Below are 13,745 nucleotides of genomic sequence, written 5' to 3'. Positions count from 1 at the left end.
TCCCTAATCATACCAGATTTAATGTGGCTAGGACTGTTGCCCGGTATGAGTGAAGAATTACTGTTTCGGGGTGTCATGTTGCCAGCAGTAGGGTTGAATGCTATCGGTATCATAGCCTCCAGTATGCTATTTGGGATTTTGCATCTAAGCGGTATCCAACAATGGCCCTATGTAGTTTGGGCAACCCTTGTTGGTTTGCTTCTGGGGTATAGTGCGGTAGCAACAGACAATTTACTCGTACCAATTGTAGCTCATATCGTGACCAACTTTGTCTCTAGCTTGGTATGGAAATTGGGGAATTTAGAAAATAGAACATAGAAAATTTAAAATCCAATAAAAAATAACAATTAAATAACAATTAAATAATAATCCGTGTAGGAATTGTGATAATTTTTGTTCCCTCTTCCCTACTCCCTACTCCCTACTCCCTACTCCCTACTCCCTACTCCCTGTTCCCTTTGCTAAATAACAATTAAGAATTGATTAATGCGATCGCTTCCACTAAAATCCGATGTTCTTGGACTTGAATCCGGGAATGGAGGGTTTCTGAGGTATCATGGGGTAGCACAGGAACAGCTGCCTGGAAAAGGATGGGACCACTGTCAACATCTAGACTGACCACGTGAACCGTACACCCTGTAATTTTTACCCCAGCCTCAAGGGCTTGTTCCACCGCGCGCACACCTTTGAAACTAGGTAATAAGCTGGGATGGATGTTGAGAATCCGGTTAGGAAAAGCGTCTAGGAGTACCTGTGTCACCACTCGCATCCAACCAGCCATCACGACCCACTCCACTTCATACTGTCGTAAAGTTTCGACAATTTGTTGATCGAAATCTTCCCGTTTTTTGGTGTGCCGGTGATTATGTAGGACTGCTGGAATGCCGTATTTTTCTGCTCTAGCTAACGCTTTAATGCCTGGATTATTGTAAATGAGTACTTGAATTTGGGCATTGAGTTGGCCGTTAGCGATCGCACTAGCTATGGCTTCAAAGTTACTGCCACTTCCGGAAGCCATCACTCCCAGTTTCAGAGGGGAAGTAGTCGGTAAGGAGTCTACGGTCTGTGGTCGAGAAATGGTAGGGGAAATCAAGGTCGGGCTGGACTCTGGAGAAGTTAGATTGGCAGTCATATCGGGAAATGCGATCGCACAGTCATAAGCATGACCATTAACATATCAATTTTATAGGAATGTTGAGATAAATGAGTTTCTGTAACCTTTCCACACCTCTGTTACTTGTAACTGTAGGCTGTCAGTAGCCGTGAGCCAAACATGCACCGGCACGCCTAATTAATTGCATACAAAGCTTAATTTCCGAGTCAGGGCAAACCCATCTTATTTTAAAATGCCTACTCGATATGAAACTCATACGATAAGTAATTTTGCTTATGAATTTTCCAATTTTGTCTGAGTAAGGCTTTTATAATTTAGATGGGTTTGCCCTGATTTGCGAGTATAAATTCCTATTAGCTTGTGGGACTCAAAACTTGTGCTAAGACCAGATTTAAGCATTATCCTGACTCTGGCAGCCGAAACCTAATAAAAATCGAAATTTATCATGAATATGCGGATTTTGAATGATATGATCGCGGTGAAATTAAGAGTAGGATAAAAGGCGATATGATGAGGCAAGCACCTGTTTCTCCTGTGGTGCTAGTTATCTTAGACGGTTGGGGTTACCGCGAAGTAACTGATGCCAATGGGATAGCCCTAGCAAACACCCCTGTAATGGACAGCCTCTGGGCGGCCTATCCGAGTACATTAATTCGCACCTCTGGAAAGGACGTGGGACTCCCAGAGGGTCAAATGGGCAATTCGGAAGTGGGGCACTTGAATATAGGTGCTGGGCGTGTGGTGCCTCAAGAACTTGTGCGCATCTCTGATGCGGTGGAAAATGGCACTTTAAACGATAACCAAGCTATTGTGCAAGCATGCCGAGAGGTTAAATCTCGGGGTGGGAAGATGCACATCGTGGGTTTGTGTTCTGAGGGTGGGGTACACTCCCATCTCAATCACCTCCTAGGATTGCTAGCGCTAGCCAAAGCCCAAAATCTATCTGAAGTTTATATCCACGCGATTACCGATGGTCGTGATACTAAACCGACCGAGGGAATTGAAGCAATTCAAAAAATTCAAGATTATATTGATCAAGTTGGCATTGGATGCATCGCCACCATTAGTGGTCGCTACTACGCCATGGATCGAGACCGACGCTGGGAAAGGATTTCAAAAGCCTATGAAGTCATGACTCAGGATGGTCCTGGAAATGCTATCTCAGCAGTACAATTCCTCAAGGAGTCTTATGAGTCAGAGATTACTGACGAATTTATCTTGCCCACACGGCTTACTCCTGGAGCTGTGACAGCAGGAGATGGAGTAATTTTCTTTAACTTCCGTCCAGACAGAGCCAGACAGCTGACCCAAGCCTTCGTGGATCCTAACTTTGATGGCTTTGAGCGGGAACAGATCAAACCCCTAACCTTTGCCACCTTTACCCAGTATGACCCCAGTTTTCCGGTATTGGTCGCCTTTGAACCTCAGAACTTGACTAATATTCTGGGGGAAGTTATATCCCAGCATGGGTTGCGCCAATTCCGAACTGCGGAAACAGAAAAATACGCCCACGTCACTTACTTTTTTAATGGTGGTCTAGAAGTTCCCTTCGAGGGTGAAGACCGGAAATTGGTGCAAAGTCCGATGGTACCAACCTATGATAAAGCACCAGCCATGTCAGCTAAGGAAGTGACCGATGAAGTGATCGCAGCGATCGAAAAACGCATTTACTCCCTGGTAGTGATTAACTATGCCAACACTGATATGGTGGGCCATACTGGCAATGTGGAAGCCTGCATAGAAGCAGTGGAAACCGTAGACCGCTGCATAGGACGCTTAATTGATAGGATTATTAAAGTTGGTGGCACTACCCTGATTACTGCTGACCACGGCAACGCCGAGACTATGCGCGATGAGACAGGTAATCCTTGGACAGCTCACACGACAAACCCAGTACCCTTTATCCTAGTAGAAGGGGAAAAATTAAAAATCCCTGGACATGGTACAGAAGTTGCATTGCGCTGTGATGGATGTCTGGCAGATATTGCCCCGACCATCTTGGAAATCTTGCAACTTCCCCAGCCAAAAGAAATGACTGGGCGTTCTATGATCCAACCCGCTAAGTTGGAAGTCCGTAATAATCGGACACCCGTGCGAGTTTCTCTATAACACAGGAAGTTGAGAACCCCTTGGTTTTAACCGAGGGAGAGTTCAAAACTTTTCATTCCCGTAATATTTTCAAAAGAATGGTTAATCAAATCCTGCAAATTATTTGGGTTTTATCTGGCTTGGGTCTGATTATTTTGGTTTTGCTCCATAGTCCCAAGGGAGATGGCCTTGGCGGTATCGGTGGTCAAGCTCAGCTGTTTACCAGCACCAAGAGTGCCGAGAAAGCCCTGAACCGGGTGACCTGGATCTTGGCGATTACCTTTATGAGCTTGACAGTGATTTTAAGTGCAGGTTGGTTAAATCAGTAGATAATTTAGTGTTCAACCTTGGGGAGTAGGTGGTATAAAAACAATCAGCAGCTATGGATAGCCCTGTTAATAGGGGGTGTCACTTGTCTGTTAGTGATGTTGATTCAGTCCAGCACCGCAGCCGGTTTATACCCAAAGTTTAACCGATTAACAGAAGCCTCCTCTGCTATCCTGGCTTCGATGCCAGTCACCTCACCTGCCCTACCAGCTCCTAAGCCTCACCCTCTACCAACTCCCCTTGCCCAGTGGCAAGACCCTACCGGCAGCGGTGATTATTTTTCTGAAATCAAGGGCACTCCCTTAGGTTATCTGATCTGGTCTCAGTTTCCCGTGAAGGTTTATGTGGAACATCCCCAACCACAGGCTGTGGTTGATGCTAAGCAGCAGCGCTTCCAACAATGGGTTGATGCGGTGCTAAAGGCGGTGGCAGAATGGGGGGTTTATTTGCCTCTAGAACTAGTTGACCAGGAGGAATTAGCAGATATATCGATTTTGCGATCGCGTCCTCCTCTAAAAGTCTCCTTGAATCGTGAGACTGGAACCTTTGATTGGTCTCGCGCTCGCTCAGCGGTTACTAGCTATGAATTTTACCTGGCGCAATCCATCAGGGCACCAGAGCAAATAGTAGATAATGTATTATTGCATAAGTTTACCATACTTCTCTCTCCTCAGCAATCCATTGACTACACCCTTGCCACTGCCCGTCACGAACTGGGTCATGCACTAGGTATTTGGGGTCATTCTCCTTTAGAAACTGATGCGCTATACTTTTCCCAAGTTCGCAATCCCCCGACAATTTCTGCTAGAGACATCAATACCCTCAAACGAATATACGAACAGCCAACTCGCTTGGGATGGCCTTTGCTCAAGGTAAAAAGTAAAAGCTAAAAGGCTTGCATCCATAGGACTTATGCCCCTGAAACCAAGAATTAAGTTATTAAATAATAGGCAAAAGCGAACTTTGGAGCACAGAACTTCAGGTGTGACCCGTGGCGAATTTAATTCTTAATGGTAAGAGCGCACCTCAGATGTACAGAGGTTCTACAGGGAAAGGGTGCATAAGTCCTGATCCAAATGAGAGTGCAAACAAATCCTTGTCTTGATGCAAAGCGCGAGTGGGGGAAACCCCCGCATGAAGGCGCTGCATCGCTGTGACATCCTACTTTCGGCGAGTATTGGGGAAGCTCCAAGCTAGTGGCTGTGAGCTTCAGTCGGTAGGAATACTTACCACTGTGCCAATAGCTAGAGCGATTGTCTGGTTTTAAGGGATTACACTATACTAGTAAGTCCTTAAGAAATGGCACAATAGTAGTTCGTATACTATGCTATAACACTCAGCTATGGGTATGACGTTTTCATAGCCATTGGCATCTGAGTCAGTTACTCAGCTTTACCAGAGTGCTCGTACCAAGTTGCAGCTTAAATCGTAACGAGAGGAAATAAGGACTTGGTTATTTCGCCATTGTCCGACAAGTAAATTGCACTTGAAAAACGCAACTTGGTCTTAGCTTTCAGCCCACTTGTCTGATTAATTAGTATCGGACATTTTTGTGGGTAAGATTTTTATTTTCGGTCGTCAGGTGTACATTTACTATTCGGCAAAATACCGTAACCCTAAACTAATAGCCTGAATGTGTCAATCTAGCATCATGCAGACTACCGAAAAAACTCAACCGAAACTTCTCAACCTCAAAAAACGCCTTAGTGAAATTAACGACTTAGAAGCAGCCGCATCTTTGTTGTACTGGGATCAAGCCACCTATATGCCTCCCGGTGGTGCAGCTGCTAGGGGACGTCAGCTGGCTACTCTACAAAAAATTGCCCATAGTAAATTTACTGACCCAGCCATGGGCGAACTCCTGGAAGGGTTACGCCCCTATGAAGAAACTCTACCTTACTTTTCTGACGAAGCTAGCCTAATCCGCTGCACTAGAAAAAATTACCACAGAGCCGTGCAGGTGCCAGCGGAATTTATGGGAGAATTCTCTGAACATCGGACAGAAACGTACAGTGTTTGGGTAAAGGCACGAGCCACCAACGACTTTGCAGCAGTGCGCCCTTACTTGGAAAAAACTCTTGACCTCAGCCGTGAAATGGCTTATTTTTTCCCAGGTTACGAACATATCGCTGACCCGTTAATTGACTTTGCTGACTATGGGATGAAAGTCTCTATTTTGCGGACGCTTTTTTATCAGTTGCGAGAGGAATTAGTGCCAATTGTCGAGGCTATTACTACCCAAAGTCCCACCGATGACAACTGTTTACACCAACGATATCCTGAAGAGCAACAGTTAGATTTGACTCTCAAGGTCATGAAGCAAATGGGGTATGACTTTGAGCGGGGAAGGCAAGATCAAACCCATCACCCATTTATGATCAACTTCTCTACCGGTGATGTGCGCATTACGACCCGTGTTGATGAAGATGACCTGAGTCAGGCTCTATTTAGCAGCATCCATGAAATGGGTCATGGTCTTTATGAGCAAGGAATTAGGCGAGATTTGGAAGGCACTCCTCTTGCCTGTGGGACATCCTCGGGTGTCCACGAAAGCCAGTCCCGACTTTGGGAAAATATTGTTGGGCGTAGTCGGGGCTTCTGGAAATTTTTCTATCCCCAAGTACAATCCTACTTCCCCTCCCAACTGGGTAATGTTTCCCTCGATGCCTTTTATCAGGCAATCAACAAGGTGCAGCGGTCTGTAATCCGCACGGATGCTGATGAAGTGACTTACAATCTCCACGTCATGATCCGCTTTGACTTAGAACTGATGATGCTCGAGGGTAGGCTGCAGGTGAGGGATTTACCGGAAGCCTGGAATGAACGCTATCGTGAAGATTTAGGGGTTGTTCCCCAGAATGACAGTGACGGGGTGTTGCAAGATGTTCACTGGTACACTGGTCAGATTGGGGGAATGTTCCAATGCTACACCTTGGGTAACTTGATGAGCGCCCAGTTTTTTGAAGCCGCAGTAATGGAACAGCCTGAAATTATACCAAAAATTGAGCAAGGAAACTTTAGTACGCTCCATAATTGGTTGAAGGACAACATTTACCAACATGGTTGCAAATACACAGCGGCTGAATTGATTAAGAGCGTCACTGGTACTGCTTTACGCATCGATCCATTCATCCGCTACATCCGGCAGAAGTATGGGCAGCTTTACATGCTTTAATATTTGTTTGTGCCAAAATAGTTGTTTTGCGAGAACCTTGTCCATACATCTAAAAGAATATCTATTCCTGATCGGTAGTGCGCGGGAATGACTATTCTTGAGAGGAATTTTTTATAGGGTTGTTGGTTTCAATATAGTTGACTTGTATTTGGGGAGTTTCAATGCTCAACCTAATTCAGGATGTTCTCGAAAGTGACGAAAAGAGCGATCTACGTCACTTTACCAGCCAGTTAAAAACTGCAGAACCCAGGTATTTACTGCGCAACGAAATTCTGGCTGCTTTTAATGAATACTGCACTAACCAGAAAAAATCTGAATACTTTTATCATTCTTCTCATTTAGGGAAGCTGATTTATTACACCCAGGAAATTATTCTGGAAGATGAAAGTCTATGCTTGATTATCCGACCAAAAATTGCGGCTAAAAGAGCTTTCCGTCTGTTTGAAGACTTAAGGGCGCAAGAGGTTACACCAGAGGAACTGCTGAATATACGCGATCGCTTTGTCAATCGCTACAACCCCAAGGTCGGGGAGGTTCTCCAGCTGGATTTTCAGCCATTTTATGACTACAGCCCAGTCATTCGCGATCCCAAGAATATTGGTAAGGGAGTCCGCTTCCTAAACCGCTATCTCTCCAGTAAACTGTTTCAAGACCCTGAGCAATGGTTGGAGTCGTTGTACGGTTTCTTGAAAGTACGTCATTTCCAAGGAAACCAGCTGCTGATTAACGAGCGCATTCACAATCACCAGCAACTGTCAGAGCAGGTGAAGTTGGCCTTGGAATTTGTAAGCGATCGCCCAGACAGCGAATCCTATGACAAATTCCGCTTTAAGCTGCAAGAGATGGGTTTTGAACCAGGCTGGGGAAACACTGCTAGTCGGGTGCGGGAAACCTTGGCAATGCTGGATGAATTGATTGATGAACCGGATGATGGGGCATTGGAACAGTTCCTCTCCCGCATCCCAATGATTTTCCGGATTGTCCTGGTATCGGTTCACGGCTGGTTTGGACAAGAAGGGGTATTAGGACGTCCAGATACGGGCGGTCAAGTGGTATATGTCCTTAACCAAGCCAAGAGTTTAGCTTCATCCGCAATTCATCTCATATCTCAATGCCCATTGAGATGTGAGATGAATTGCGGACAGGATCTTTCATCGTTTATACTAGAAATAGTAGGGAAGACCAAATAAGAGCTAACCGCCACCTACTAATTAAAAAAAACAAAACTTATTGTATTGTTCCGGTGCGGAGGGGCATCCCGTATCGTTAATAAAGCTTACCGAGTATCCTAAGCAGTAGCTGGAGTTGGTAAGAAGCCCACACTGAACCTGTAAAGGTCAGTGTGGGAGTATGTCACAACAGCAATACCACTTCTCCCTGCAATTTACTGCTGATTTAATTGCCATGAATGCGGCTAATTTTATTATCAGCAGTACCTATCAGGAAATTGTGGGTACTGCTGATAGTGTGGGTCAGTATGAGTCTTACCAGAACTTCACCATGCCAGACCTGTATCATGTGATTAATGGCATTGAGTTATTCTCTCCGAAGTTTAATGTAGTGCCACCGGGAGTAAATGAAACCATCTTCTTCCCCTACACCCGCACTCAAGGGCGAGTAGCTAGTGATATTAAGCGGTTGGATGAATTTCTGTTTAGCCTAGATGACGAGGCCCAGGTGTTTGGCAAACTGGATTATCCTAACAAGCGCCCGATTTTTTCCATGGCTCGTCTTGACCGAATTAAGAACCTGACTGGGTTAGTGGAGTGCTTTGGTAAGAGTCGAAAGTTGCAGGAACGCTGTAACTTGATTTTAATTGCGGGTAACTTGCGCACTGAAGACTCCAGCGACAGCGAAGAAAAGGCAGAAATTGTCAAGCTTTACCAGATTATTGAGGAGTATAATCTCTACGGCAAGATCCGCTGGTTAGGGGTGCGCTTATCAAAGAGTGACTGTGGTGAAGTCTATCGGGTGATTGCTGACCGTCATGGTATTTTTGTTCAGCCAGCGCTGTTTGAAGCCTTTGGTCTAACAATTTTGGAATCCATGATTTCTGGTTTACCAACCTTTGGTACCCAATTTGGTGGACCGTTGGAGATTATTCAGGACAAGGTCAATGGTATCCTGATTAACCCGACTAACCAGGAGGAAATGGCTCATAAAATCCTGGATTTTGTGACTAAGTGTGAGGAAAATCCCCAGTACTGGGAGGAAATTTCCAATCAGGGCATAGAACGAGTCTACAGCACCTATACCTGGAAAATACACACTACACGGTTACTATCCTTAGCACGGATTTATGGCTTCTGGAACTATACGTCTAAGGCCAACCAGGAGGATATGCTGCGTTATCTAGAGGCGCTGTTCCATCTGATTTATAAGCCTCGGGCTAAAAAGCTTTTGGAGGATTGTGACAGTTAACCAAAGTGTCCACTAATCTCCCAAAATATCCAACTATTTGGGAGATTATAACAATGGGACTCGTACCACTTCGTAAGGCGGTCGAACTTACGGGACTATCTAGGAACACTCTGAGGAAATATGCGGACGATGGAACGATCAAATGCGAAAAAACTCCAGGAGGAACAAGGTTTTTTGACACAGAAAGCCTGCTCAGTCTGGGGCGAAGACAACCAAGGCAGCCAGCTACCATCTGTTACTGCCGAGTCAGCAGTAGCAAACAATTTGACGACCTCGCCAGGCAAATTGCCTACATGCACTCCCTCTTCCCGGAAGCGGAAATCATCAAAGACATCGGATCAGGTCTCAACTATAAACGCAAAGGTCTTAGAACCATACTGGAACGGCTTGTGCGAGGAGATCAGCTCACGATTGCTGTTGCCTGTCGAGACAGACTTACCAGATTTGGATTTGAACTCATTGAGTACTTGGTCAGTCTCAACGGTGGAAAAATCCTGGTTCTCGACCAACCTGAAAGTTGCCCCGAGGCTGAACTCACGGCAGATCTTCTCTCCATCATTCACGTCTTCTCCTGTAGAGTCCACGGACTCAGAAAGTACGGGACAAAAATCAAAGAAGATAAGAGTGTTCCTAAACTCTGAACAGCGTGCAATTATTCGCCACTGGTTTGGAGTGTCCCGTTATGTTTTTAATAAAACTGTAAAAATGCTAGAAAATGGCGAAAACAAAGCTAACTGGTTGGCCATTAAAACTGAAATACTAAACAACCTTCCCGAGTGGTGCAAGACAGTACCTTATCAAATTAAATCCATAGCGATTAAGGAGGCTTGCACGGCTGTCAGGGAAGCCAAGAAGAAGTATAAAAATACTGGCCAAATTAATCGGGTTAGGTTTAGATCTCGAAAGAATCCCGTTCAATCTTGTTACATTCCTAAATCAGCCGTTTCAGCTAAAGGAATTTATCACACAAAATTAGGTGAATTAACTTTTACTGAAACGCTTCCCGGTAATATTTGTGACTGTCGATTAATTAGCAATAATGGGGACTATTACCTAATAGTTCCCCACAAAAGCACTCAAATAAAAGCCGAAAGCCAAGGCAGAGTAGTCGCTTTAGACCCTGGTGTTAGAACATTCTTGACGTTTTTCAGTGAAAACTCCGTTGGCAAAATTGGAGAAGGTGACTTTTCCCGAATTCAGCGACTATGTGCTCACCTGGATCGTTTGCTGTCCAGAACAAGTAAAGCTAAAGGCAAACAAAAATATCGAATGAAGAGAGCCGCTAGACGGATAATCATCAAAATCAAGAACCTGATAAACGAACTACATCACAAAGCTGCTCGATTACTAGTTGATCACTTTGACGTAATACTGCTTCCTACTTTTGAAACCTCTCAGATGTCAAACAGAAAGACCAGGAAAATCAGGTCTAAGACTGTTCGCAACATGCTGTCTTTTGCTCATTACAGGTTTAAAGAGTTTCTAAAGCATAAAGCATCTGAGACAGGCAAAATTGTCCTTGACGTCTGTGAAGCTTATACCAGTAAAACTGTTAGTTGGACTGGTGAACTAGTCAATATTGGCGGAAGTAAAACCATCAAATCAAAAATTGATGGTCGTTTAATGGATTGACCTTTGGTCACGCTTCGCGAACGCGACATCAATGGCGCTCGTGGAATTTTTCTGCGGGCTTTGGTAGATACACCCTGGCTGAAAAATCAGCTTGCATTGGCGGGCTAAAGTCTACCTTGGTAGATTTTGGTAGCTAAAAAGTATCGGAGCATATGAGTCAGAGTACTTAGGTTTTATAGCAATTCTCATCAGGAGTGAGCGACATTGCTTATCCTTTTAAGGCAGAAGGCAGAAGGCAGAAGGCAGAAGGCAGCAAGGCAAGAAGCTCTTAAGGCAATAAGTGCCAATCAAGAGTGTACCTCATAGCTATGAGAAACGCTATTATATAGCTATCAAAACTTCCTGAAATTTGAGAACCCCGCGTCTTTAGACCTATGCTTTATAAACATATTTCTTTACAAAAAACTTGACAAATTTTAGGAATTATGAATTGGAAATAAATAGGGCTGGCTGCATGAATGCAGAAGGCATACCCGACAAGGCTTTCAAGCCTTTTTCCCAAAAAAAAGTGCAAGGTTTTGGCATCTTGTCGCTCAAAAACCTTGTACTTTTGTGGGAAATCCCTGGGTTTTCTTGGGGAACCTTGGGGTGAAACTCAGATTTGTCAAGCTGTGTAGCCTCTAAAGTCGCTTTGTAGACTTATTCAGCAAGCCCTAAATAGACATTTATTGACTTGAAAAAGCTGAATTCAACAAGTAGACATATCGCCTTTCATACCGATTAGTAAAGGCCGAGCGGGGACTGATCAGCTTTGCAATCGGTTAATAGTCTTTATTCTGGTTATGTAGCCTGTTCTTACGATCTAAGATTCATCAAAAAAAGAATTATGACAAAATAGCCAAGTACGGGCAATATCATCTAATCTTCTTAAACCACGCCAAAGAGTTTTAACTCCAGGAGCGCCATCAGATTTTCGCCCCAAGAAACCTCCCAATTGTGCAATCCAACCAATAACTTCTCCTAAAGTAGGAGGACGAGTAAAGGGATATTTTTTTTCATGAATAGTAGCGTAAAGAGCTTGGCATGTCTTGATGCAATAGCGAGTGGGGGAAACCACGGCAGTCGCTCATGGGGGGAACCCCTGAGGGGGTGACAAAAAGGCTAAAAACTAGACAGGGTATGGGGTGTGGGGTGTGGGGTGTGGGGAAAATAGAAGCGATGCAGTCGGCCAAAGGGGGTTTCCCCCACTCGCGCTTTGCATCAAGACAGGGAATTTGGAGTGAGTAAGCGCGATAACAATTGCTCCGAAAGCTGATTTAACCGTCCCGTCGCAACTCCGCCAGCTCCTGATCTTTCCCCTCCTGGGAGGGGTTAGGGGTGGGTTCCCTACACCCATCACCCCACACCCCACACCCCGTAAAGCTTTTAAGGCTGTTTGTCACCCCGTCAGGGGGAACCCCCAAGACCGCGCTGCCTCCCCAAGACCGCGCTGCATCGCTTCTTAATTGAAGTTTTTCCAGACCACAACCACTTTTTAAAGTATAGTGATAACGTTCGATTAGCCAACGATAACTATACCATTTAACATAACGAATTGCCTGGGAGCAATTACTAATTGGTAAATTAGTCAGTAACAACCAACTAATTGGCTCTTCTGACAATGGTGGCTCTTCTTCGACCGCTAAAATGACTTGTAAGTTGATGGCTGATAAGTGTTTTGGCCATGGACGGTTTTGAGGCGCTTTAATAGTTAAACTGGTAAACCTAATAGTTAATTTAGCACGACGAGCTTTCCGATTTAAATTGCGTTTTAATTCTACAATTAGTTCTCCCTGAGGCTGAACTTCTTCTAGGGCTTCTTTTAAGTGTTGATCAGAGTCCATTAAACATCTGTTGTGAGTAGCTCTAATCAAGAAAGCTGACTCCAAACTACTACAGGCAGCAAATAAACAAATAAATCATAAAAATCGGCTTCTCTATCGGCAATAGTCACGACTTTTTGACCAGAAGTAATTAACTCTTTTGTTGCCCTTAACCCCAATAACCATTTATTACTTTCCTTGGTAATGGTTGGTTTTTGATGACGGGTTGACGCTTTTCCTAATTCTAATATGTCTGAAGCCCATACTTGTTGGTTTATCAGTCCTAAGGGAATTCCTTCTGTGGTCACTGCTATAGCGGTGCGACCCCGGCGAGGTTCCCAACTCCTAGGTCGCCGCTCCGCGAACGCCTAGGGAACGCGCACCAAGAGAGTCGAGTGTACTTTCAAACCCCGTGAATATTTACTATCAAGATATCCCATTCCTTGAGTAGCTGGATGATTAGTATCATTGAATTCTGTTGTATCCTGAATAGCTAAGATCCAATCCTGTTTTGTAATTCTTTTTAGAGTCGAATCGATGTGAGCTTGTCTAATCTGTTCTGGTTTTATATATGGGGAGTCCCAAAAGTCATAAGTGGCTTTGGTGGCTGCCCAAGTCCCACAGGCTTCTGGCACAGTTGCTGACGTTTTTTTAGATAGATTATCTACGATGAGGATTAATCTTTTGGTTCGTCGAACATCTCCCAATTGAGCATTTTTTAATTCGGCTGTAGCCCACCCTGACATCAGCTTGCTCCTATACATTTGCTTTCATATTCTAATATGAAGATAGGATCAATTTCCTGATATCTACCCCTATCAAAACACCCGAGGGTACCCTGATCATCAAAATTATCTCCTGATCAATGTCAAGTGACATACTCCCACACGCTCATCAAAGATTACAGTGTGGGCTTCTTACCAACACCAGGTATCCCTTCGGTTACTCGGTAAGCTTTACTTGTGACGGGATGCCCCACCGCCAAATTCAATATATTGATCGCCGCATTTACATCTCTGTCAGCTACATAACCACAATGAGGACAAGAGTGGATGCGGTCTTTTAGTTTCTTCGGTACTCTTTTCCCGCAGTTAGAACAGTTCTGGCTTGTATTTCTGGGATTTACTGCTTTTGTTACCAGTCCAGCATTTAAGGCCGTAGGCCACGCTACGCGAACGGCTTTGAC

The 13,745-nt window shown here is 44.5% G+C and carries 14 protein-coding genes and 2 pseudogenes; 10 read left to right on the top strand and 6 right to left on the bottom strand.

The window, feature by feature from the left end; translation table 11 throughout:
- Positions 1–318 (top strand): CPBP family intramembrane glutamic endopeptidase (locus tag F6J99_RS30770; RefSeq protein WP_293118636.1); only part of this gene is annotated, 318 nt, incomplete at its 5' end.
- A gap of 154 nt (positions 319–472) precedes the next feature.
- Here the strand turns inward: F6J99_RS30770 and purN are convergent.
- A complete protein-coding gene (gene purN, locus F6J99_RS30765; RefSeq protein ID WP_293118634.1) occupies positions 473–1,132 on the bottom strand; it encodes a phosphoribosylglycinamide formyltransferase in 660 nt (219 codons plus the stop codon).
- Positions 1,133–1,624: 492 nt separating this feature from the next.
- Here purN and gpmI point away from each other — a divergent pair, with 492 nt between their 5' ends.
- The 8 genes and pseudogenes from gpmI to F6J99_RS30725 all read left to right on the top strand — a co-directional run bounded on the left by gpmI (position 1,625) and on the right by F6J99_RS30725 (position 10,757).
- A complete protein-coding gene (gene gpmI, locus F6J99_RS30760; protein WP_293118638.1) occupies positions 1,625–3,223 on the top strand; it encodes a 2,3-bisphosphoglycerate-independent phosphoglycerate mutase in 1,599 nt (532 codons plus the stop codon).
- 77 nt (positions 3,224–3,300) lie between these two features.
- Positions 3,301–3,531 (top strand): preprotein translocase subunit SecG, encoded by a 231-nt coding sequence (gene secG, locus F6J99_RS30755; protein ID WP_008191847.1) that lies wholly within the window; start codon positions 3,301–3,303, stop codon positions 3,529–3,531.
- Between the two features lie 18 nt (positions 3,532–3,549).
- Positions 3,550–4,419 (top strand): peptidase, encoded by an 870-nt coding sequence (locus F6J99_RS30750; protein WP_293118632.1) that lies wholly within the window; start codon positions 3,550–3,552, stop codon positions 4,417–4,419.
- 761 nt (positions 4,420–5,180) lie between these two features.
- On the top strand, positions 5,181–6,704 hold the full coding sequence (locus F6J99_RS30745; RefSeq protein WP_293118630.1) for a carboxypeptidase M32: 1,524 nt from the start codon (positions 5,181–5,183) through the stop codon (positions 6,702–6,704).
- Between the two features lie 161 nt (positions 6,705–6,865).
- Positions 6,866–7,894 carry a hypothetical protein gene (locus tag F6J99_RS30740; protein ID WP_293118628.1) on the top strand — a complete coding sequence of 343 codons (1,029 nt, stop codon included), beginning with the start codon at positions 6,866–6,868 and terminating at the stop codon, positions 7,892–7,894.
- Between the two features lie 172 nt (positions 7,895–8,066).
- Positions 8,067–9,125, top strand: a pseudogene (locus F6J99_RS30735) (glycosyltransferase); the annotation flags it as partial.
- A 53-nt stretch (positions 9,126–9,178) separates the two neighbouring features.
- A complete protein-coding gene (locus F6J99_RS30730; RefSeq protein ID WP_293118626.1) occupies positions 9,179–9,766 on the top strand; it encodes an IS607 family transposase in 588 nt (195 codons plus the stop codon).
- The gene (locus F6J99_RS30725) at positions 9,750–10,757 is read left to right on the top strand and encodes a transposase (RefSeq protein ID WP_293118624.1); all 1,008 of its coding nucleotides are present in this window, start codon (positions 9,750–9,752) and stop codon (positions 10,755–10,757) included. Before F6J99_RS30730 ends, F6J99_RS30725 begins: the two co-directional genes overlap by 17 nt.
- Before the next feature lie 802 nt (positions 10,758–11,559).
- On the opposite strand, the pseudogene F6J99_RS30720 reads toward F6J99_RS30725, so the two are convergent.
- Positions 11,560–11,772: pseudogene (locus F6J99_RS30720) on the bottom strand (IS4 family transposase); the annotation flags it as partial.
- Positions 11,773–11,825: 53 nt separating this feature from the next.
- Between F6J99_RS30720 and F6J99_RS30715 the strand changes: the two are divergent.
- Complete coding sequence (locus F6J99_RS30715; protein ID WP_293118622.1) at positions 11,826–11,984, top strand: hypothetical protein; 159 nt, start codon at positions 11,826–11,828, stop codon at positions 11,982–11,984.
- A 29-nt stretch (positions 11,985–12,013) separates the two neighbouring features.
- On the opposite strand, the gene F6J99_RS30710 is transcribed toward F6J99_RS30715, so the two are convergent.
- The 4 genes from F6J99_RS30710 to F6J99_RS30695 all read right to left on the bottom strand — a co-directional run.
- Positions 12,014–12,580, bottom strand: coding sequence for a transposase (locus tag F6J99_RS30710; RefSeq protein WP_293118620.1), 567 nt, complete (start codon positions 12,578–12,580; stop codon positions 12,014–12,016).
- A gap of 26 nt (positions 12,581–12,606) precedes the next feature.
- On the bottom strand, positions 12,607–12,867 hold the full coding sequence (locus F6J99_RS30705; RefSeq protein ID WP_293118618.1) for a hypothetical protein: 261 nt from the start codon (positions 12,865–12,867) through the stop codon (positions 12,607–12,609).
- A gap of 60 nt (positions 12,868–12,927) precedes the next feature.
- Positions 12,928–13,305, bottom strand: a complete 378-nt coding sequence (locus F6J99_RS30700; protein ID WP_293118616.1) for a transposase DNA-binding-containing protein — start codon at positions 13,303–13,305, stop codon at positions 12,928–12,930.
- Between the two features lie 155 nt (positions 13,306–13,460).
- Positions 13,461–13,745 (bottom strand): transposase (locus F6J99_RS30695; RefSeq protein WP_293118614.1); only part of this gene is annotated, 285 nt, incomplete at its 5' end.

It is taken from the genome of Moorena sp. SIO4G3 (assembly GCF_010692305.1).
GTDB classification, from domain to species: domain Bacteria; phylum Cyanobacteriota; class Cyanobacteriia; order Cyanobacteriales; family Coleofasciculaceae; genus Moorena; species Moorena producens_A.
The sequence above is the reverse complement of the archived record's forward strand: the minus strand, read 5'-3'. Positions and strand labels throughout refer to the sequence as shown.